Source organism: Arthrobacter sp. Soil736 (assembly GCF_001428005.1).
Taxonomy (GTDB): Bacteria; Actinomycetota; Actinomycetes; order Actinomycetales; family Micrococcaceae; genus Arthrobacter.
This window is the reverse complement of sequence record NZ_LMSB01000023.1, coordinates 202,981-221,147: the sequence shown is the minus strand read 5'-3', so window position 1 is coordinate 221,147 and position 18,167 is coordinate 202,981. Positions and strand designations below refer to the sequence as shown.

Below are 18,167 nucleotides of genomic sequence, written 5' to 3'. Positions count from 1 at the left end.
GCGCGCTGCCACCAAAACTTCGGCCGCCATCAGCGGGTGCCAACGACGTCACCCACCGATGGCGGCCGAATTCTTTTATCCCAAGCCCACGGCCTTGCCGAAGAGGCTGAATCCTACGAACGCCACGATGTCCAGCAGCGCATGGGCAATGACGAGCGGCATCACCCGGCGGGTTTTGGTGTAGATCCAGGCAAACACCACGCCCATGACGGCGTTTCCGATGAACGGCCCGAACCCCTGGTATAGGTGGTAGCTGCCGCGGAGCATGGAGCTGGCAAAGATGGCCAGCGGCGTGGACCAGCCGAACTTGCCGAAGCGGTCCAGGAGGTAGCCCACTACAATGACTTCCTCCACGATGGCGTGGCGCATGGCGGAGAGGATCAAGACGGGGATGGTCCACCAGTAGGCGTCCAGTGCGCTGGGGATTATCTCCGTCGTAATGCCCAGCGCCCGTCCGGCAGCGTAGAGTCCCAGCGAGGGGACGCCGATCAGGGCGGCCAGGCCTAGGCCCTGCAGCAGGTCCCTTCCCGGGCGGGCAAAGTTGAAGCCGAGCTTTTGGAAGGCCGAGCCGGTGTCATAGCCTGCCCCGGCTTTCGTCTGGCGGTGCTCCGTCATGAAGTAGATGACGAGCAGGACCGGCACGAGGGCAAAGATGATGTCCAGCAACTGGTACGTCAGGTCGAAATATTCGCGCGTGCTTTGCGAACGGTTCAGCGTGGACGTGCCCTGGGCAAGCGGGGCGCGCCTCATCTTGTCCAGCAACTGGACCACCGAGTACACGGCCGACTGCCCCAGTGACAGCCCCAGGACTATCCAGACTTCGATCCGCAGGCGACGGCGGGAAGGAACCAACATGTTCCTATCTTGCCTGCAGTTGCTGGTACTTTCCTGTTTGGGTCCGGCCCGGCCCTGTGCCGGGGCCCTATGCTGGGGAACTATGAGTGCGCCCGGGAAAATCATCATGATCCGGCACGGCCAGTCCGCCGCCAATGCCGACACCTCCATTTACAACAGGGTGCCCGACTACCGGATCCCGCTGACGGACCTGGGCTTCGAACAGGCCAAGGCGGCAGGCGAGCGCATCCGGCGCGAACTGGACGGCCGCGAGGTGTCCGTCTACGTCTCGCCGTACCTGCGGGCGTACCAGACCCTTGAGGCGCTGAACCTGGGCTCCCTCACGGAACGGGTGATCGAAGAGCCCCGCCTCCGCGAGCAGGACTGGGCCAACTTCCAGATCTCCGGCGACATTGAAGACCAGAAGGAGCTGCGCAACGCCTACGGGCACTTCTTCTACCGTTTCCGGGAGGGCGAATCCGGCTCGGACGTCTATGACCGCATTTCGTCGTTCATGGAGACGCTCTACCGCCACTGGTCAAAGCCCAACTACTCCCCCAACACCCTGCTGGTAACGCACGGCCTGACCATGCGCCTGTTCTGCATGCGGTGGTTCCACTGGTCCGTTGAATACTTCGAGTCGCTGAACAACCCGGAGAACGCGGAGGTCCGCATGCTGGTCCGCACTGAGCTGGGCAAATACGAACTGGACCAACCCTTCACCCAGTGGGTTGAGCGCCGGGTGGACGAGACGGTGCTCGACGCCCCGCCCGTGGTCTTCTAGCGAACTTGGTCTTCTAGCGAACCGGGTCAGAGCGACCTATTTCAGAGCGCCCGGGCCCGGGGCGTCTCGGGCGCCACGATCACTTCGGTGCCCCTGGCCTCGAAGGCCGCCTTGTCCGCCGCGGAAATGCCGGAATCGGTAATCAGCCGGGTGAACTCGTAGCCGTCCATGGTGGCGAAGGCCCGGCGGCCCACCTTGGAGGAATCCGCGATGACGTAGGACTCGCTGGCGCGGCTGGCCAGCAGCGCATTGACGGAGGCCTCGCCTTCGCCGGTGTTGGTGGGGCCCACCTCGGCATCAATGCCGTTGACGCCGATGAACGCGATGTCCAGCACCACCTTCTGCATGATGATGTCCGTGTACGGCCCCACGAGCTCGTAGGAGCGCGGGTTGAGGATGCCGCCGGTCACCATGACCTTGATGTTGGGCCGCACGGCCAGCTGCGAAGCGATGTTGATCGCGTTGGTGACCACCGTCAGCGTCGGCTGGTTGGACGGCGAGTTGAGGTCCTCCCGGGTTGCCAGGATCTGGGCCAGCGCGGTGCTGGTGGTGCCCCCGCAGAGTCCGATCACCATGCCGGGAGCGATGAGGGCCGAGGCCGCCAGGGCAATCTGCTGCTTGGCTGCGGCGTGGTCGTCCCGGTTGTACCGGCCGGGAAGGTCGTACGCCAGGGCGCCGGTGGTGGCCCCGCCGCGCGTCCGGCTCAGCAGCCTCCGCTTCGCAAGGCTGTCGAGGTCACGCCGGGCCGTGGCCGGCGAGACGCCGAGCCGCGAGACGATTTCATCGACCTCCACCTGCCCGGTTTCGGCAAGGAGATCCAGGATTGCCGTCAATCGGTCGGTGCGGGTCATGCTAGCCTCTCAGGGAACCAGGCGCCACCGGAAAGTGACGTTTGTTGATTCTAACAGATGCCAAATGATCATCTTCCGTCATCTGCTAGGCGGCTTTCGGCTCAGCCGGGCTCCTACCGTACCCGCTCTCCGGCACGCCACACGGCATGTGTCAGCGGCATCCCCGGGCGGTAGGCCAGATGCGTGGCCGACGGCGCATTCAGCAGGTGCAGGTCCGCGCGGTGCCCGACGGCGATCGACCCCACCGCCCGTTCGCCGTCGACGTCGTTCCCGGACTCACGCCCGAGCGCCAGGGCGCCGCCGTACGTCGCCGCGCGGACGGCCTCGTGGACGCTCAGCCTCATCTGCAGCACGGCGGTGGTGACGCAGAACGCCATGGAGCTGGTGTACGACGTTCCGGGGTTGCAGTTGGAGGCGAGCGCAACGGGCACGCCGGCGTCCAGGAGCTGGCGCGCCGGTGCCAGCGGCTGGCGGGTGGAGAGATCGCACGCGGGGAGGCAGGTGGCCACCGTTCCCCGCCGGTCCGAGCCCGTTGCGGGATCCCAGCCGGACCAGCTGCCGGCCAGCGCGTCGACGTCCTGCCCGGCCAGGTAGTTCACGTGGTCCACGCTCGCGGCGCCGAACTCGACGGCGAGCTGCACGCCGGGCCCATGGCCCAGCTGGTTGCCGTGGACGCGCAGGCCCAGCCCGGCATCGCGGCAGGCCTGCAGCACCTGGCGGGACTGCTCCTCGGAAAAGGCGCCGCGCTCGCAGAACACGTCGGCCCACGCCACATAGGGGCGCACGGCATTCAGCATCGGGCCGCACACGAGGGCCGTGTAGTCGTCGGCGTCCATTCCCGCAGGGACCAGGTGCGCGCCGAGGTAGGTGACCTCATCGGCCACGCCGGCGGCGATCCGCGCGCTCCTCGCCTCCTGCTCCACGTCCAGGCCGTACCCGGTCTTGGTCTCCACGTACGTGGTGCCCTGCGAGACCGCCTCCGCCACGCGGCCCATCGCGAGCCGGGTGAGGTCGTAGTCCCCGGTGCTCCGGGTGGCGCCGGTGGTGACGGCAATGCCGCCGGCACTGTACGTCTCCCCTGCCATCCTGGCTTCAAACTCCGCCGTCCGATCACCGGCAAAAATCAGGTGGGTGTGCGAATCCACCCAGCCGGGGAGCAGTGCCCGGCCGCCGGCGTCCACCGACTCGTCCGCTGCGGGGGCATCGGACGCCGCACCGATCCATGCGATCCGCTCGCCGTCGACCACCACCGCGGCATCCCGAAGGACCCGGTGCTCGTTGTCCTGTGTCATGAGTTCGCCGAGGTTGGTGATGAGGGTAGTCATGAACCCATTCTTCAGCGCCGGATGGACCAGCGCGTCGCGGCAAGCGCTTCCGCTGTCCGGGATTCCGGACTGATCCCCTCCGCAGGCGGATTTTGGGACCCGGCGAGGATTTGGGCGGCCGCGAGCTCGGCGATCCCGGAGGACGTCTGGAAACCGTAACCGCCCTGGCCGGCGAGCCAGAAGAATCCGGGGGCCTCGGCGTCGAACCCCACGACGGGGACGCCGTCGGCGGCTTCGGTGCGCAGGCCGGTCCAGGCCGAGCGGACCGCGCCGATGCCGAGCGAAGTCACGGTGTTGAGCCTGGCGATCAGCCGCTCCACGTCGCCGGGGAACGGGCGCGCATCTCCCGCCCCGCTGGGGACGTGTTCCGACGGAGAAATCAGCACGTCGGCCCCGTCGCTGCGGAAGTAGAAGGAGTCATCAGCGGCAGCCACCATGGGGCACGCGTCAGGAAGGGAATGTTCGACGGCGACAATCGCCGCCGTCCGCCGGTACGGCTGCAGCCCGAGCTTCTCGACGCCGCTGATGACTGCCAGTTCGTCCGCCCAGGCGCCGGCGGCATTGACTACGACGCCGGCCTGGAAAGCTTCCTGCCCCGCGCCCACCTGCCAGCCCGTCCCGAGCCGCTGCGCCGAATGGACCCGGGCGCCGGTGATGATGTCCACGCCCGCGGCCTCGGCCCGCACCCGGTGGTCTTCGAGCAGGACCGGCGCGTTGCAGCCGAAGGAACCCGTGTCCAGGCCGGCAGCGGAGAAGGCTCCCGGTTCCAGGACGGGGCACAGCGCGAGGGCCTCCGCGTGGCTGATGGTCCGCATGTGGCCGCTGGCTTCCGCCCGTACGGTTTCCTCGTCGCCGATCAGCATGAAGCTCCGCGGGGTCAGCACGGGTTCAGGCAGTTCGGCATCCCTGGCCGCCATCAGCTCAAGCGTGCGGATGGTGAGCTCCTGGACCACCGGCGGGCCGAAGCTGGGGATGAGCTGCCGGGCCGAGCGTCCGGACGTGTGGTACGCCAGCTGCTGTTCCGCCTCCACCAGCGCCACCCTGCATCGGCCGGCCAGCGCGGAGGCCAGGGACAGGCCGGCGATCCCCCCGCCGACAATCACCACGTCATAAGTTGCTGCCATGGCTCCATCCTTGCAGATGTGCTGTGGCTGCGAGCGGCTAGCCGGCCACCGCGTTCCGGCTCTTGACGAACGCCTGGACGCACGTTTCGACGTCGTCGGCGCTGTGCGCCGCGGACAGCTGCACGCGGATCCGGGCGGCGCCCCGCGGCACCACCGGGAAGCTGAAGGCCGTGACGAAGACTCCGTGCTGGAGCATCTGGTCGGCGATCTTCGCGGCCAGGACGGCGTCACCGAACATCACCGGAACGATCGCGTGTTCGCCGTCGAGCAGTTCGAACCCTTCCTCGGTCATCCGGCGGCGGAACAGTTCGGCGTTCTCGAACAGCCGCGCCCTCAGCTCTCCGGAGGTCTCCACGAGGTCCAGGGCCTTGATGGTTGCCGCCACGATGGCCGGCGCGAGGGAGTTGGAGAAGAGGTAGGGGCGGGCCTTCTGCCGGAGCATGGCCACCACCTCGCTGCGGCCCGAAACGTAGCCGCCGGAAGCCCCGCCAAGGGCCTTGCCGAACGTTCCGGTGTAGATGTCCACGCGGTGGGACACGCCGGCGTGTTCCGGGGTTCCGGCGCCGGTGGCGCCCATGAAGCCCACGGCGTGGGAGTCATCCACCATCACCAGGGCGTCGTGCTTTTCGGCGAGGTCGCAGATGGCCTCCAGCGGGGCCAGGTAGCCGTCCATGGAAAAGACGCCGTCCGTGACGATGATCTTGCGCCGGGCATCCTTTGCCTCGAGGAGTTTCGCCTCGAGGTCGGCCATGTCCTGGTTGGCGTAGCGGAACCGCTGGGCCTTGCAGAGCCGGATGCCGTCGATGATCGAGGCGTGGTTCAGCGCATCGGAGATGACGGCGTCCTCCGGGCCGAACAGGGACTCGAACACGCCGCCGTTGGCGTCGAAGCAGCTGGAGAACAGGATGGTGTCCTCCGTGCCGAGGAACTTGGACACCCGGGCCTCGAGCTCCAGGTGCAGGTCCTGCGTGCCGCAGATGAACCGGACGCTGGCCATGCCGAAGCCGCGCTCATCCATGGCGGACTTGGCCGCGGCGATGATGTCCGGGTGGTCGGCCAGGCCCAGGTAGTTGTTGGCGCAGAAGTTCAGGACGGCCTGGCCGGACTGCCCGATCTGGCCGGCGGTGATGTGGCTTGCCTGGGGCGAGTCGATGTGGCGCTCGGTCTTGTAGAGTCCGGCGGCGCGGATCTCGTCCAGTTCGCTGCGCAGCTGGTCCTTGATGGCTGAATACATGGGGGGCTCCTCGGCTGGGAAAGTCTTGGGGTTCTTGATGCTGGGTGTCTGGCGCTGGTGGGGTCAGTGCTTGGGGTCAGGTGCTGCTTAGAATTCAGACCAGTCGAGCACAACCTTGCCGCCGACGCCCGCGCGGGCGATTTCGAAGCCCTTCTCCCACTGGGAAGCCGGCAGCACGTCCGTCACCACGGCGGAGATGCTGGCGTGCAGGGCCGGGTTGGATGACAGCATGGCGCTCATGGCGTACCAGGTCTCGAACATTTCGCGGCCGTAGATGCCCTTCAGGGTCAGCATGTGCGTGACCACCTTGCCCCAGTCGATCTCGATGGACTGGCTGGGAAGGCCCAGCATGGCGATGCGGCCGCCGTGGTTCATGTTGTCGATCATTTCCGGCAACGCCGTGGGGTGGCCGGACATCTCCAGGCCGATGTCGAAGCCTTCGCGCATGCCCAGTTCCCGCTGCGCTTCCCGGACCCGCGTTTTGGAGACGTCGATGGCAAGGTCCACGCCGAGCTGGCGGGCCAGCTCCAGGCGGGGAGCCGAGATGTCGGTGATGGCGATCTTGCGTGCGCCGGCGTGGCGGGCCACGGCGATGGCCATGAGCCCGATGGGCCCGGCCCCGGTGATCAGCACGTCCTCGCCCACGAGCGGGAAGCTCAGGGCGGTGTGCACGGCGTTGCCGAAGGGATCGAAGATGGCGCCGAGCTCCGGGGTGACGGAGGGATCCTGGTGGACCCAGACGTTGGTTTCCGGGATGACCACGTATTCGGCGAATGCGCCGTCCCGCTGCACGCCCACGCTCACGGTGTGGATGCACATCTGGCGGCGGCCCGCGCGGCAGTTGCGGCAGATGCCGCAGACGATGTGGCCCTCGCCGGAGACGCGGTCCCCCACCTTGACGTCCCGCACGTCGGCACCGGTCTCCACGACCTCGCCGTAGAACTCGTGCCCGGCGATCAGCGGTGCCTGGATGATGCCCTGGGCCCAGGCGTCCCAGGACTGGATGTGCAGGTCCGTTCCGCAGATGCCCGTGGTCATCACGCGGATCTTGACGTCATCGGGGCCCGCCTCGGGCTCCGGGCGGTCAACCAGCTCGAACCCGGCGTGCGCGCCGGCTTTGTAGAGGGCCTTCATTGGCTTCCTAACTTTTTGGCATGAGCGGCAGCGTCATGCGGGGGAATCTTCCTTCATTAGAGCCACTCCAACGCATTAGCACAAGGGGAATTTTCTCAATCGACGATTTAGCAATTGCTAAGGCATAAGATGGTGGCCATGGAAATCCACCAGCTCGAGATGCTGCGCGAACTCGGCGCGCTCGGAAGCGTCAAGGCCGTGGCCGAAACACTGCTCGTCACGCCGTCTGCCGTGTCGCAGCAGCTGGCCCAGCTACAAAAGAGCGTCGAGGTTCCGCTGACGCGCAAGGAGGGCCGCAACCTCGTCCTCACGGAGGCCGGCCAGGTCCTCGCGGACGCCGGTGCCGCCGTCGTCAGCGCCATGGCGGACGCCCGCATGGCGATCGGCGCCTATCACGGCTCAACCGTGGCGCCCGTGACCGTGAGCGGGTTCCACAGTGCCGGGCAGGCGCTCTTCGCGCCGCTGGCGCGGCTCCTGGACGGGCCGGACAAGCCGAAGGTGCTGCTCTCCGACGAGGACGTGGCGCAGCAGGACTTCCCCGCGCTGACGGCGCGCTACGACCTGGTCATTGCGCACCGGATGGACCACAGCCCGCGCTGGCCGGAAGAACGGGTGGCGGTGATCCCGCTGGCGCATGAGCCCCTCGACGTCGCGCTTCCGGCCGGGCACCGGCTGGCTGCCCAGGCAACGCTGGAAGCGGCCGACGTCGTCGGCGAACCGTGGGTGACCAGCCGCACCGGCTACTCCCCCGCCGATGTGCTCTCCGCCGTCGCCGCCGTCTCCAGCCGCGAACTGAACATTGTCCACCGGATCAACGACTACTCCACGGTGGCCGCCCTCGTGGCGGCGGGAGGCGTGATCGGGCTGCTGCCCCGGCACACGGCGCGGCCCGTGCTGAACCCGGACATCGTGCTGCGCCCGCTGAAGGGCATCAGCACGCGCCGCAGGATCGACATCCTGGCGCGGCCGGAAAACCTCAAACGTGCGTCGGTCCGGGTGGTCTGCGAGGCGCTGCAGGACATCATGGCCCGCCTCGCCCACGACTAACGCACCTGGGCTGTTCCCGGCCTGAGTTCAGTCTTCGGTCTTGTCCTGGTCTTCGGCTTTGCCCTGGCCTTGACCTTTGCCTTGGCCGTTAGCCCGGCCCGGCCCGTTGCCCAGTCCCCGGTCCTGGCCGAGTCCCTTGCCCAGTCCTTTTCCGTTGGCGGCGCCTTCAACGATCATCGTCGCCGTGACCGCGGAGCCGTCCCGGACGCCCCTGATGCGCACGGTGTCCCCCTGCTTGAGGTCCGCCGGGGTGGCAGCGGAGGGCTTAAGCCGCTTGCCGGCGTCGTCCTTTGGAGCGGTGCCGTCCTTCGGAGCAGTACTGTCGGCCGAGGGCTTGGGCACCTTCCTGATCCGCGTCTCGGCGTTGATGACGTACTCCTGGCTGAAGCCGTCCTCGCTCTTGACCGTGATGGCTTTGTCGCTGACCGACTCCACAGTGCCGATTTGCGCCACCCGCTTTTCGAAGCTGCCGTCGGCCTTCTTGGCCACGCTTTCGCTGTGAAGCTCACGCGCCTTGCCCTTGCCCTGGGATTTGTCGGGACCGCCTGGCGCCGAGGGCGACGGCGTCGCCGCAGCCTGCGGCAGGACCGGCTGCGTGGCCGCGTCCCGGGACTGTGCCGTAGGCTCGCTGGCCGCCCATGCGACGGCCACCCCTGCTCCGCTGAGCCCGAAGACGATTGCGACCGCCAGCGCGGTGCTGCGTCGTTTGCCCGGATAGTTGACCGGCATGGCATTTCCTTCCGCCGCACCGGCGGGACTCCGGCGCCCTGAATCCGCAGTTTATGGCCCGGACCCTATGGAGAGCATGGAACGGCGCCCTGCCGGTTAACCCATCTGGGTCGCAGCTCGCGCCGTTCTGAGCGTTCAGAACGGCGTTAACTGCGACCCGGTTGGGAGGCGGAGAGCGTCAGGCGTTGACGCCCAGCTTCTCCAGGATCAGCTCCTTGACGCGGCCGGCGTCGGCCTGGCCGCGGGTGGCCTTCATGACGCCGCCGACGATCGCGCCGATGGCCTGGAGCTTGCCGGCGCGGATCTTGTCCGCGACGTCGGGCTGCGCGGCCAGCGCTGCATCGATGGCTTCCAGAAGCGGGCCGTCGTCGGACACCACGGCCAGGCCGCGCTTCTCGACGATCTCGGCCGGGGTGCCTTCGCCGGCGAGCACGCCGTCCAGCACCTCGGAGGCCATCTTGTTGTTGATCTTGCCGTCTTCCACCATCTTGTTGAGCTCAACGATGGTGGCCGGCTCGACGCCCAACTGGCCGGGATCGACGTCGGCGTTCTTGGCGCGGCCGACGATCTCACCCATCCACCATTTGCGGGCCACGGTGGGGGTGGCGCCGGCGGCGATGGTCTCCTCGATCTCGTCCATGACGCCGGCGTTGACCACGTCGCGGAACTCCAGGTCCGAGTAGCCCCAGTCTGCCTGGAGCCGCTTCCGGCGGGCGGCCGGCGGTTCGGGCAGCGTGGCGCGCAGCTCCTCCACCCATTCGCGGGAGGCGACCACGGGGACGAGGTCGGGCTCCGGGAAGTAGCGGTAGTCGTCGGCGTCGGACTTTTCCCGGCCCGACGTCGTCGTGCGCGTGTCCTCGTGCCAGTGGCGAGTTTCCTGGATGACCGGCTCACCGGAGTCCAGGACGGCGGCGTGCCGCTGGATCTCGTAACGGACGGCATGCTCGACGGCGCGCAGCGAGTTGACGTTCTTCGTCTCTGAGCGGATGCCGAAGCGTTCGCGGCCGTGCGGGCGCAGCGAGACGTTGGCGTCGCAGCGGACGTTGCCGCGTTCCATCTTGGCGTCGGACACGCCCAGGTTCTTGACGATTTCCCGCACCGCGGCGACGTACGCCTTGGCAAGCTCGGGAGCGCGGGAACCGGCGCCCTCGATCGGCTTGGTGACGATCTCCACGAGCGGGACGCCGGCGCGGTTGTAGTCAACCAGCGAGTAGTCGGCGCCCTGGATGCGGCCGGCCGAGCCACCGAGGTGGGTCAGCTTGCCGGCGTCCTCTTCCATGTGCGCGCGTTCGATCTCGACGCGGAACACGGTGCCGTCGGAGAGCTCGATGTCCAGGTAGCCGTCATAGGCGATGGGCTCGTCGTACTGGGACGTCTGGAAGTTCTTCGGGGTGTCCGGGTAGAAGTAGTTCTTCCGGGCGAAGCGGCAGGTCTCGGCGATCTTGCAGTTCAGCGCCAGGCCGATCTTGATGGACGATTCCACGGCCGTCTTGTTCAGCACCGGCAGGACGCCGGGCATGCCGAGGTCCACCTCGTTGACGTTGGTGTTCGGCTCGTCGCCGAAGACGTTCGGCGCGGAGGAGAACATCTTGGTCTTGGTGTTCAGCTCAACATGGACCTCGAACCCCAGGACGGGATCGTACTTCTCCATGGCCTCTTCGAAGCTCAGGGTTGCGTCAGTGCTCATTATTTTGCCTCCTGGGCGTCGACAAGGGTCTCCACAGGCTCGACCACCGGTGAGGCGGCCAATTCCGGGGCACGGTCCAGGAGCGGTCCGCCCCACTTCGCCTCGAGCAGCGATTCCAGGACAGCGCCCACGCGGTACAGGCGGGCGTCCTCGCGGGCGGGTGCCAGGAGCTGGATGCCCACGGGAAGTCCGTCCTCGTCGGCCAGGCCGCCCGGCAGGGACAGGCCCGGAACGCCGGCCATGTTGGCCGGGATGGTGGCGACGTCGTTGAGGTACATGGCCAGGGGGTCGTTCAGCTTCTCGCCCAGCTTGAAGGCCGTGGTGGGGGCCGTCGGGGAAATGAGAACGTCGGCCTTCGCGAAGGCGGCCTCGAAGTCACGCTGGATCAGCGTGCGGACCTTCTGCGCGGAGCCGTAGTAGGCGTCGTAATAGCCTGCGGACAGCGCATAGGTGCCGAGGATGATGCGGCGCTTGACTTCGTCGCCGAAGCCGGCGGCGCGGGTGGCCCCCATGACACGTTCGATGGTCAGCGGCGGCTCCTCGGGGAGGACGCGCAGGCCGTACCGGACGCCGTCGAACTTGGCCAGGTTGGAGGAAGCCTCGGACGGCATGATCAGGTAGTAGGCGCCCAGGGCGTACTTGAAGTTGGGGCAGGACACCTCAACGATTTCCGCGCCCGCCTGCTTGAGCAGCTCGAGGGACTCGTTGAAGCGGTTCTCCACACCGGCCTGGTAGCCCTCGCCGTGGAGTTCCTTGACGATGCCGATCTTCATGCCGTCCACGTTGCCCAGCCGTGCAGCGGCCACGAGGTCGCCGAGCGGGTCCGGCAGGGAGGTGGAATCGAACGGATCGTGGCCGCCGATCACCTGGTGCAGGAGAGCAGAGTCCAGGACGGTGCGGGACACCGGCCCGATCTGGTCCAGCGAGGAGGCCATGGCAATGGCACCGTAGCGGGACACGCTGCCATAGGTGGGCTTGACGCCCACGGTGCCGGTGACGGCGCCCGGCTGGCGGATGGATCCGCCGGTGTCCGTGCCCAGGGCCAGCGGCGCCTCGAAAGCGGCGACGGCGGCAGCCGATCCGCCCCCGGAACCGCCGGGGATGCGGTCCAGGTCCCACGGGTTGCGGGTGGGGCCGTAGGCGGAGTGCTCCGTGGAGGAGCCCATGGCGAATTCGTCAAGGTTGGTCTTGCCCAGGATGGGCATCTTCGCGGCGCGCAGCTTCTGCACCACAGTGGCGTCGTACGGGCTGTGCCAGCCTTCGAGGATCTTCGACCCGGCGGTGGTGGGCTGGCCGACCGTGACGATGAGGTCCTTGACGGCGATCGGAACGCCGGCGAGCTCGTGCAGTTCCTCGGCGGCAGCTCCGCCGGCGGCGCGGATGGCGTCCACCTCGGCGGCGACGGCGAGCGCTTCTTCCGCGTTGACGTGCAGGAACGCGTGCACGCCACGGTCCCCGCCGTCCACGGCGGCGATGCGGTCCAGGTGGGCCTGCACAACCTCGACGGAGGTGATTTCGCGGGCGGCGAGTTTCTCGGCCAGCTGGGCTGCGGAGAAACGGATGAGCTGGTTGCTGTTGGTGTCAGTCATGTTCTACGCCTCATCCAGGATGGCCGGGACCTTGAATCGGTTCTCATCGGAATCCGGAGCGCCGGACAGTGCCTGCTCGGCGGTGAAGGTGTGGCCCACCACGTCTTCGCGGAACACGTTGCTCAGCGGAATCGGGTGCGAGGTGGCCGGAACATCGTCGCCGGCGGCTTCACTTACCGATTTCACCGCATCCACGATGACGGCAAGTTCGCCCGCCATCCTGTCCAGCTCTTCAGCACTCATCTCAATGTGAGCGAGACGCGCGAGATGCGCGACGTCGTCACGGTTGATCGCAGCCATGGATCTCCCCTGCAAGTTCGGATTGTTTTCCGAACCAGTCTACGTGGGTTGGTGTTGTGTCTCCGCACTCTTTGGCGGCAGTTGCAGTCGCCTTACGGCGGCAGGCCAGACGATCCTCCGCGTGCTCGCTCGTTCTCCCCACCGTCCCCCTCCCCTCGCAAGCTCGGGCAGGGAACCCTGACGGTGTGGGCCCCCGCTTAGACGCACGCTTCCGGATGCCCGTCCCGTCGCCGAGGTGCCCCTGCCCACCTATCGCGGCGGCGGAGTTCACCAGCACAACACAAGAAAGCAGAGTGCGGAAAATCTTCCGCACTCTGCTTTCTCTTGTTATCTCCTGTGGTGCTCCTTGGCTGGTTACCCGATGCCGATGGCTCCGGTCAGCATTCCTACGCCGAGCATTACGAGGGAGATCACTGCGGTCCGCCAGAGCACCTTCTTGTGGTGGTCGCCGAGGTCAACCTTGGCGAGCGAAACCAGCAGCAGGATGGCCGGAACCAGCGGGCTTTGCAGGTGGAAGGGCTGGCCCGTGATGGAGGCCCGGGCCATTTCCGCTGCGCTGACGCCGTAGTGTGCCGCGGTCTCGCTCAGGACGGGGAGCACGCCGAAGTAGAAGGCGTCATTGCTCATGAAGAACGTCATGGGGATGCTGAGGATGCCGGTGATGACGGCCATGAACGGGCCCATGTCCGAGGGGATGATGGCCACGAGCCAGGCAGACATCGCCTCGACCATGCCGGTGCCCTTGAGAACGCCGGTCAGGACGGCGGCGGCCATGACCATGCTGACCACTGCAACGATGGACGGAGCGTGGGCCACGAGCTGGGCGCCCTGGTCCTTGACCTTGGGGAAGTTCACCAGGAGGGCGATGGCGGAGCCCACCATGAAGACGAACGGCAGCGGCACGAGGTCGGCCACGAGCATGACCATCACGGCGACAGTGAGGCCCAGGTTGAACCACTGCAGTTTGGGCCGGAGGGTCTTGCGGTTGGGGTCCAGGGCGGTGTCCGTGAGACCTGTGTCGCTGACATCCGCGAGCGTCTCGGTGCGCTCCAGGACGGCCACGGAAGAGCCGCCGACGGCGGGGCCTCCCGTTGCGGGAACAGGTGCAGTGCCGGAACCCGTGCGTCCGCGGCCGGTTCCCGAACCGCCGCCGGCCGTTCCGCCGTCGAACGCTTCGGCAGAGTCAGGCACGCCCCAGATTTCCGGCGCCGTGGCGCGGAGGCGGTTGCGTTCCTGCAGGCCGAGCAGCCAGGAGAAAACGAAGACAACAACCAGGCCGGCGATCAGCGACGGGATCATGGGAACGAAGACGTCGTTGACGTCGATCTTGAGCGCGGTGGCGGCGCGGGCGGTGGGGCCGCCCCACGGCAGGATGTTCATGGTGCCGTTGGCCAGGCCGGCAACGCAGGTGAGGACCACGGGGCTCATCTTCAGCCGGAGGTAGATGGGCAGCATGGCGGCCGTGGTGAGGATGAAGGTGGTCGAGCCGTCGCCGTCGAGGGATACGGCGGCCGCCAGGATCGCGGTGCCGAGGACCACCTTGGCCGGGTCATTGCCGAGCTTGCGCAGGATGAACCGGACCAGCGGATCGAACAGCCCGACGTCGATCATCAGGCCGAAGTAGATGATGGCGAACATCAGCAACGCGGCGGTGGAGGTCATGGACTTCATCGAGTCCATCACCATGTCACCGATGCCGAGGCCGGCTCCTGCAAAGAGACCGAAAACGGTGGGGACAATGATCAGCGCCAGCACTGGCGTCAACTTCTTCGTCATGATCAGCACCATGAATACCGCGATCATGGCGAATCCTAGTAATACCAGCACAGCCGGCTCCTTTGTGTGTCCAGCACCACCCCGGTGTGATGCGTACTACAGACGTTAGAGTGGCCCGCGTCACGGCAGTGCCTTTGGCTCAATTGATTGGCATACTGCTTATTGGGAGCATTTTGCTCATTCTGCTCACGTCCCGCCGGCGGCTGCGCACAAGCCCCGCCCACATATCGTCCAAGGAGTCCAATGACGAGCCCCGCCCGCAGGCTGCCACTCAGGTTCTCCACGCAGACGCTGCTCCTGCAGCTCGGCGTGGTGCTGCTGGTGGTGCTCCTGAGCGGCGCCGTGCACGCGTGGCTCACGTACGAACGTCTGGGCCGCGAGGCCGAAAACCAGGCGCTGACGCTCGCCCGGACGGTGGCGTCGGACCCGTCCGTTCGGGCCGAGGTGCAGGCCATCAGCCGGCAGGCCGGCACTCCCCCGCCGGCCGAACTGCTGGCCGGCCCGCTCATGGCGGCGGCCGAGGGGGCGCGCACGCGCACCGGCGCCCTCTTCGTGGTGATCACCGACGAAACGGGACTCCGGCTGGCCCATCCCGACGCCGAGCGGCTGGGCGAGCGGGTCAGCACGGATCCGTCCGAGGCGCTGGCCGGCCGCGAGGTCACCACCCGGAACACGGGCACGCTGGGGCCGTCGGCCGGCGCTAAGGTGCCGGTCTTCGCGCCCGGCACCGGTTCCGGCTCGGGCTCCGGCACCGGTTCCGGCGGCGCGTCCCCCAAGGTGGTGGGCGAGGTGAGCGTCGGCTATTCCACGGAGACCATCGGCCAGAGCCTGCGCCGGGACATCGGGCCCATCGTCCTGACGGCGGCCGGCTCACTCCTGGCGGGTGTCCTGGCCTCGTTCCTGCTCCGGCGCAGGCTGCAGCGGCTCACCCTCGGCCTCGAACCCGAGGAAATCAGCACGCTGGTCCACGACCAGGTGGCGGTGCTGGAGGGCGTGGATGAGGGCGTAGTGGGCATTTCCGCGGAGGGCCGCATCAGCGTCTTCAATGCCGCAGCCCAGCGGCTCCTCGGCCAGCCGGACCTGTCCGGAAGCCTCTGGGCCGCGGCGCCGGTCCCGCCGAAGCTCAAAGCGCTCACGCAGGCTGACGCCAGGGAAGGCGAGGCCGTGGAGCTGATCGCCGGCGGCCAGGTCCTGGTGGCGAGTGCCCGCAAGGCCCTGCACCGCCAGGAGGACCTTGGCTGGGTGGTCATGCTGCGCGACCGCACCGAGCTGCAGCAGCTGACGCGCCAGCTCGACGCCGTCGGAACCATGTCCACGGCCCTGCGGGCGCAGCGGCACGAGTTCGCCAACCAGCTGCACACGATTGCGGGTTTCATGAGCATCGGCCAGCACCAGCAGGCGCGTGAGTACCTGGCGCGGCTCGCCGCCACCGGGCCGCTGAAGTTCCCGGTGGACCAGGCCGAACTGCTCCAGGACCCGTACCTCCAGGCGTTCATCGGGGCCAAGGGCGTGGAGGCCGACGAACGCGGCGTCACCCTGCGGATCGGGCCCGAGACCCTGGTGCGCGGCCAGGTGACGGATCCGCAGGATGTCACCACAGTCCTCGGTAACCTGATCGACAACGCCGTCAACGCGGCGGTGGCCGGCTCGGCCGGGGAGCGCTGGGTGGAGCTGGAGCTGCTGGACGAACCGACGGACGACGGCGGGACCCTGCACATCGTCGTCGCCGATTCCGGCGATGGTCTGCCCGTCGCCGCCGACCCGGAGGCGGTGTTCGCCGAAGGATTCACGACGGCCGCCGGCCCCGTCCGCTCCGCAGGCGGCCAGGGCCTGGGGCTGGCCCTCGCGCGGCAGCTTGCGCGGCGCCGCGGCGGCGATGTCAGGGTGCTGGAGCCCGGCGGCGCGGGCGGGCCGGGCGCCGTTTTCATGGCCACGCTGCCGGGCACCACCACGGCGCGCAAAGACTGAGTGACTGACGAAGATGGGACGATGATGTCTGAGGATTTCAGGGTGCTGATTGTGGACGACGATTTCCACGTGGCCAAACTCCACGCGGCCTACGTGGACTCGGTGGCGGGGTTCCTTGCCCTGCCCCCGGCGGGTTCGGCGTCACTGGCGCTGCAGTCCATCCACAGCCTTCGGCCGGACCTGGTCCTGCTGGACGTGTACCTGCCGGACGCCTCCGGCCTGGACCTGCTGCACCAGCTGGACGTGGACACCATGATCCTGAGCGCGGCATCGGATGCCGCCTCGCTGCGGACGGCGTTCCGGCGCGGCGCCCTGGGCTACCTACTGAAGCCGTTCACGGCCGAGTCCCTGTCCCAGCAGCTGCGGTCCTATGCCCGGTACCGGCGGATCCTGGCCCAGCCGGGGTCGCTGGACCAGGACACCGTGGAGCGGGCCAAGCGGGCCCTCATCCCCGGCGACGTCTCGCCGTCGGCCAGGCCTCGGTCCGCCACGGAAGCGGCGGTGCTGGAATCCCTGGTGCCCGGCGAGCAGTATTCCGCCGCCGAGGTGGCCGGGCGGGTGGGCGTTTCCCGGGCCACCGCCCAGCGGTACCTGTCCTCGCTGGCGGACGACGGCGCCGTCGAGATCCAGCTCCGCTACGGAACCACGGGCCGGCCCGAACACCGCTACGGCCTCCCGGCTTCCTAAGGGCGCGAACGAACACTTGAGGCCCCTGAATCGCGACTGGAAAGGGGCCTCAAGTGTTCGTTCGCGCTTAGCTAGCTGGCGCTCTTCTGGGCGACAAGCTCGATCTCCACGAGCATCTTCGGGTCCAGGAACGGCAGCACGTGCACGAGGGACAGCGTGGGCCGGATCTCGCCGAACACCTCGCCGTGGGCGCGGCCGGCGTCTTCCCACTTGGTGATGTCCGTCAGGTACAGCTTGGACTGCACGACGTCGGCTAAGCCGAAGCCGGCGTCGGCCAGGACTGTCTCCAGCTTCTGGAGGATGTACTTGGTCTGCTCGTAGAAGTCGCTGCCGACGATGCCGTCCTCACCGCTGGCGGCGGTGGCGGAAATGTACAGCGTGTTGTCCACCTGGACTGCGCGGGAATAGCCAAGGGTCTGTTCCCAGACGGAACCGGTGCCGAACGTCTTGCGCATGGTGCGCCTTTCACTGGGGCCGCATGCCAGCCGACGCTTGGGCAGCCGGGGAATGGGGCCGGGGGAATGAGTCGGCACCACTCTAGGGCGGCTAGATGTCCAGCCGGAAAACCAGCAGCTTTATGTCGGTGTCCGGCACGAACCAGTCGCGCTCAGGGACCCGCCGGAAGCCGGTCTTCCGGTAGAGGCCGTGGGCGCTCTCCCATGTCCCGCCGGTCGTCAGTGCCACGGCGCTGATGCCGTCCAGCGACTTGGCGTATGCGATGATCGCTTCGACCAGGGCCAGCCCGGCGCCGCTGCGCTGCACGGCCGGGTCCACAACCAGCATCCGGAATTCGAGTTCGTCGTCCAGGGCGATGTCCGCATACGGCTCGCCCGCAACAGCCAGCGTCACGGACCCCACAATCCGGCCATCCCGTTCGGCCACCCAGATGGTGGCCTGCTCCGCCCGCCTGGCCACGTCCTGGATCTGCTTCATGTAGGGGTGGTCGGCACTGTCGAAGTATCCCGCCGCCAGATAGGAATCGCGGGTGATCCGGGCTATCGCCTCATAATCGGCGGGGACGGCTGGACGGACAATGATCTGCGGCTGCACCCGTCAATGCTAGTTCCAGAGGGTGGATGCGCAGTGCGAAACAGCTGT

At 67.7% G+C, this 18,167-nt stretch carries 17 protein-coding genes; 4 read left to right on the top strand and 13 right to left on the bottom strand.

What is annotated here, in order from left to right; translation table 11 throughout:
* Window positions 1–75: 75 nt before the first annotated feature.
* The gene (locus tag ASG92_RS14340) at window positions 76–855 is read right to left on the bottom strand and encodes a CPBP family intramembrane glutamic endopeptidase (RefSeq protein ID WP_056629454.1); all 780 of its coding nucleotides are present in this window, start codon (window positions 853–855) and stop codon (window positions 76–78) included.
* Between the two features lie 82 nt (window positions 856–937).
* On the opposite strand from ASG92_RS14340, the gene ASG92_RS14335 reads away from it, so the two are divergent.
* Entirely contained in the window at window positions 938–1,618 is a 681-nt protein-coding gene (locus ASG92_RS14335) for a histidine phosphatase family protein (protein WP_056629452.1), read from the top strand.
* Window positions 1,619–1,659: 41 nt separating this feature from the next.
* Here the strand turns inward: ASG92_RS14335 and ASG92_RS14330 are convergent, their stop codons facing one another.
* The 5 genes from ASG92_RS14330 to tdh all read right to left on the bottom strand — a co-directional run bounded on the left by ASG92_RS14330 (window position 1,660) and on the right by tdh (window position 7,286).
* Window positions 1,660–2,469: a DeoR/GlpR family DNA-binding transcription regulator gene (locus tag ASG92_RS14330; RefSeq protein ID WP_056629451.1), complete on the bottom strand. Its 810-nt coding sequence runs from the start codon at window positions 2,467–2,469 to the stop codon at window positions 1,660–1,662.
* A 113-nt stretch (window positions 2,470–2,582) separates the two neighbouring features.
* Window positions 2,583–3,794 carry an imidazolonepropionase gene (gene hutI, locus ASG92_RS14325; protein WP_056629447.1) on the bottom strand — a complete coding sequence of 404 codons (1,212 nt, stop codon included), beginning with the start codon at window positions 3,792–3,794 and terminating at the stop codon, window positions 2,583–2,585.
* A gap of 11 nt (window positions 3,795–3,805) precedes the next feature.
* Complete coding sequence (locus ASG92_RS14320; protein ID WP_056629445.1) at window positions 3,806–4,918, bottom strand: FAD-dependent oxidoreductase; 1,113 nt, start codon at window positions 4,916–4,918, stop codon at window positions 3,806–3,808.
* Window positions 4,919–4,955: 37 nt separating this feature from the next.
* Window positions 4,956–6,152, bottom strand: coding sequence for a glycine C-acetyltransferase (locus ASG92_RS14315; protein WP_056629442.1), 1,197 nt, complete (start codon window positions 6,150–6,152; stop codon window positions 4,956–4,958).
* Window positions 6,153–6,239: 87 nt separating this feature from the next.
* Window positions 6,240–7,286, bottom strand: a complete 1,047-nt coding sequence (tdh, locus tag ASG92_RS14310; protein WP_056629440.1) for an L-threonine 3-dehydrogenase — start codon at window positions 7,284–7,286, stop codon at window positions 6,240–6,242.
* A 138-nt stretch (window positions 7,287–7,424) separates the two neighbouring features.
* Here tdh and ASG92_RS14305 point away from each other — a divergent pair, with 138 nt between their 5' ends.
* Window positions 7,425–8,333, top strand: coding sequence for a LysR family transcriptional regulator (locus ASG92_RS14305; RefSeq protein ID WP_056629671.1), 909 nt, complete (start codon window positions 7,425–7,427; stop codon window positions 8,331–8,333).
* 27 nt (window positions 8,334–8,360) lie between these two features.
* Here the strand turns inward: ASG92_RS14305 and ASG92_RS14300 are convergent, their stop codons facing one another.
* From ASG92_RS14300 to ASG92_RS14280, 5 genes are all read right to left on the bottom strand, one after another.
* Window positions 8,361–9,062: a hypothetical protein gene (locus ASG92_RS14300; protein WP_056629439.1), complete on the bottom strand. Its 702-nt coding sequence runs from the start codon at window positions 9,060–9,062 to the stop codon at window positions 8,361–8,363.
* Window positions 9,063–9,240: 178 nt separating this feature from the next.
* Window positions 9,241–10,749, bottom strand: a complete 1,509-nt coding sequence (gatB, locus tag ASG92_RS14295; RefSeq protein WP_056629437.1) for an Asp-tRNA(Asn)/Glu-tRNA(Gln) amidotransferase subunit GatB — start codon at window positions 10,747–10,749, stop codon at window positions 9,241–9,243.
* Window positions 10,749–12,338, bottom strand: coding sequence for an Asp-tRNA(Asn)/Glu-tRNA(Gln) amidotransferase subunit GatA (gene gatA / locus ASG92_RS14290; RefSeq protein ID WP_056629435.1), 1,590 nt, complete (start codon window positions 12,336–12,338; stop codon window positions 10,749–10,751). The genes gatB and gatA overlap by 1 nt, the downstream gene beginning before the upstream one ends.
* A 3-nt stretch (window positions 12,339–12,341) precedes the next feature.
* Complete coding sequence (gene gatC, locus ASG92_RS14285; RefSeq protein ID WP_056629433.1) at window positions 12,342–12,638, bottom strand: Asp-tRNA(Asn)/Glu-tRNA(Gln) amidotransferase subunit GatC; 297 nt, start codon at window positions 12,636–12,638, stop codon at window positions 12,342–12,344.
* Between the two features lie 354 nt (window positions 12,639–12,992).
* Window positions 12,993–14,465 (bottom strand): CitMHS family transporter, encoded by a 1,473-nt coding sequence (locus ASG92_RS14280; RefSeq protein ID WP_056629432.1) that lies wholly within the window; start codon window positions 14,463–14,465, stop codon window positions 12,993–12,995.
* Between the two features lie 192 nt (window positions 14,466–14,657).
* Between ASG92_RS14280 and ASG92_RS14275 the strand changes: the two genes are divergently transcribed.
* Both ASG92_RS14275 and ASG92_RS14270 read left to right on the top strand, forming a co-directional pair.
* Entirely contained in the window at window positions 14,658–16,382 is a 1,725-nt protein-coding gene (locus ASG92_RS14275; RefSeq protein WP_056629430.1) for an ATP-binding protein, read from the top strand.
* Between the two features lie 24 nt (window positions 16,383–16,406).
* The gene (locus tag ASG92_RS14270) at window positions 16,407–17,069 is read left to right on the top strand and encodes a response regulator (protein ID WP_056629669.1); all 663 of its coding nucleotides are present in this window, start codon (window positions 16,407–16,409) and stop codon (window positions 17,067–17,069) included.
* 71 nt (window positions 17,070–17,140) lie between these two features.
* On the opposite strand, the gene ASG92_RS14265 is transcribed toward ASG92_RS14270, so the two are convergent.
* Entirely contained in the window at window positions 17,141–17,524 is a 384-nt protein-coding gene (locus ASG92_RS14265) for a RidA family protein (protein WP_056629427.1), read from the bottom strand.
* Window positions 17,525–17,615: 91 nt separating this feature from the next.
* Entirely contained in the window at window positions 17,616–18,119 is a 504-nt protein-coding gene (locus tag ASG92_RS14260; RefSeq protein WP_056629425.1) for a GNAT family N-acetyltransferase, read from the bottom strand.
* Window positions 18,120–18,167: the final 48 nt, after the last annotated feature.